We start from the raw sequence: 2,429 nt of genomic DNA on the forward strand, positions 1-2,429 counted from the left end.
GGTCCGTGACGCCTACACCGTGTTGAAGGCGAACATCCGCGCCGGGAACCTGGGCAAGCCCGGTTCCCGGCGCCGCAGCAGGGCGGAGTCCAAGCCGATCGCGTTCCGTCCCGAGGCCGCGCAGCCGTTCGACGACCGGTGCCTGTCCTGGCAGTTGGACCGGCAGACCGTCTCCGTCTGGACCACCGGCGGAAGGCTGAAGAACGTCCGCTTCGTGTGCTCCGACGACGCGCTCACGATGCTCCGCGAGCACCGCAAGGGCGAATCCGATTTGATCGAACGCGACGGCGAGTTCTACCTGATCGCCACCTGCGAAGTGCCGGAGAAGCCGCTCAACGAGAACCCGGCCTCCTTCATCGGCGTGGACCTCGGCATCGCCAACATCGCCACCACCAGCACCGGTTACCGAGCGGCCGGGCGCGGCCTGAACCGGCACCGCAAACGCCAACGCGACCTGCGCAGGAAGCTGCAGGCCAAGGGCACCAAGTCCGCCAAACGGCTCCTCAAGAAGCGTGCCCGCAAGGAAGCCCGACACGCCGCCAACGTCAACCACATCGTCGCCAAAACCATCGTTACCACCGCTGAACGCACCGGCCAAGGAATCGCCCTGGAAGACCTCACGGGCATCCGCGACCGGGTACGGCACCGCAAGGACCAGCGGACCACTGTGCACTCGTGGAGCTTCCACCAGCTCGGCCAGTACATCGCGTACAAGGCCAAGCGCGCCGGGGTGCCGCTGGTGTACGTCGACCCGGCGTACACCAGCCAGGAATGCTCCCGATGCCACCACATCGACCGGAAGAACCGCGTCGACCAGGCCACGTTCGCGTGCCGGGCCTGCGGGACCGTCATGCATGCGGATGTCAACTCGTCCCACAACATCGCCCGCAAAGGCGAGGTCGCGTGGACTGCGGGGCGTGAGTCACGCGTCCCAGCCACCGCATAGGCGGCTCAGACGGAGGAGGCCACGCGACAACCAGCCGCGCCCCACCTCCAAGCCCGGTCCTTCAGGACCGGGTCAAGTTGACGACGAGAACTATTCGCCCGGGCCGTGCGACCGGCCGCGGGGGCGACTCACGCCGGCCGTCCCTCCTGCCCACACCACACCCACTGAGCACTCTCCGATTCTTGAGTACCGGTACTCATGCCGGGAGTCCGTCCAGGCTGGCGTAATGGCCGTGTGAGCACGACGAAGAACACCCTGGACACCCACGACCCGAAGTGGTGGCACTACCCGACGGCCGCCGTCCTCCTGGCCCCGCTCTGCTGGCTGGCCCTGCAGACCGTCATGGCCGGCGACTCCCTGTTCGGCTACTGCGCTCTGCACACCGGATGCGACCACGAACGCCAGGACACCCACCGGCGCGTCGCCCTTGGACTCGCCTGCGCCCAACTCGCGCTCGCCCTGGCCTCCTGGCCGATGCCCCTGACCCGCCGTTGGACGATCGCCCGCTTCGTCCTCTTCGCGCTCTCCGCCCTGTGTGGAGCCGGCGCCACGCTGGCGGTCCTGCTTCCGTGAGCCCCGGCCCGGCGCAGGACCCAGCAGTCCGCTCGGTGCTGCTCATTTTCTGTTATGCCAATTGACACAACATCAGCTCTGTCCCTAGGGTCTCCTGGCATGGACGAGGTCAAGAAGCGCGGCCGCCCCCGGAAGGACCCCGCACAACTGGCGCGGTGGACGCCCCCCGAGGGGTGGTCACGGCTGGTCGCCTGGGTGTCGCCCGAGGAGAAGAAGGCCCTCAAGCACGTGGCGGTCGAGGCGGAGGTCTCGGTCGCCGACCTCGTCCGCGCGCTCGCGGGCGGTCTGGCCGCCGGAGCGATCACGCACGAGGAACTGCTCGGCCACGTCAGAAAGGGCATCCAGGTCATGGAGAAGATCCCGACCCTGTTCGACCGGGACGACGCCTTCCGCGTCGTCGACCGGCCCCGCGCCGAATGCGCGTGGGTCTTCGAGGGCGAGGGAGTGCCGACCGAGAAGCTGGACGGCACCAACGTCCGCCTCACCGTCCGCGCCGGACGGCTGGTGCGCGTGGAGAAGCGCCGCAATCCGACCAAGGCCCAGAAGCAGCAGGGCATCCGGGACGGCTGGTACGTCGACGCCGACGAGCACGCCGCCGAGGACAAGTGGATACTCGCCGCCGCCCACAACACCGACACCGCCGCCTGGCCCGACGGCGAGCACTCCTGCGAGGCCCTCGGCCCCCGCATCCAGGGCAACCCGCTCGGCGTGGCCGAGCACCACTGCGTCCCGTTCAACCTCCGGGTACCGGTCTACGAGGACGTGCCCCGCAGCTACTCGGGCCTGCGCGACTACCTGGCCGCACTGGAGAGCCGCTACACCCCGGGCGCACTCGCGGAAGGCATCGTCTTCCACCACCCCGACGGACGCCGCGCCAAGATCAAGCGCAAGGACTTCCCCCGGGCCGCCT

The 2,429-nt window shown here is 69.0% G+C and carries 3 protein-coding genes; all 3 read left to right on the forward strand.

Annotation, left to right across the window (positions count from 1 at the left end):
• Positions 1-946 (forward strand): transposase (locus AB0O00_RS35785; protein WP_363658879.1); only part of this gene is annotated, 946 nt, incomplete at its 5' end.
• Positions 947-1,180: 234 nt separating this feature from the next.
• Positions 1,181-1,519 (forward strand): hypothetical protein, encoded by a 339-nt coding sequence (locus AB0O00_RS35790; RefSeq protein ID WP_363658880.1) that lies wholly within the window; start codon positions 1,181-1,183, stop codon positions 1,517-1,519.
• Between the two features lie 99 nt (positions 1,520-1,618).
• The coding region (locus AB0O00_RS35795; RefSeq protein WP_363658881.1) for a hypothetical protein at positions 1,619-2,429 on the forward strand (811 nt) is incomplete at its 3' end.

Origin of the sequence: Kitasatospora sp. NPDC093558, assembly GCF_040683475.1 — a bacterium.
Classification (GTDB): domain Bacteria; phylum Actinomycetota; class Actinomycetes; order Streptomycetales; family Streptomycetaceae; genus Kitasatospora.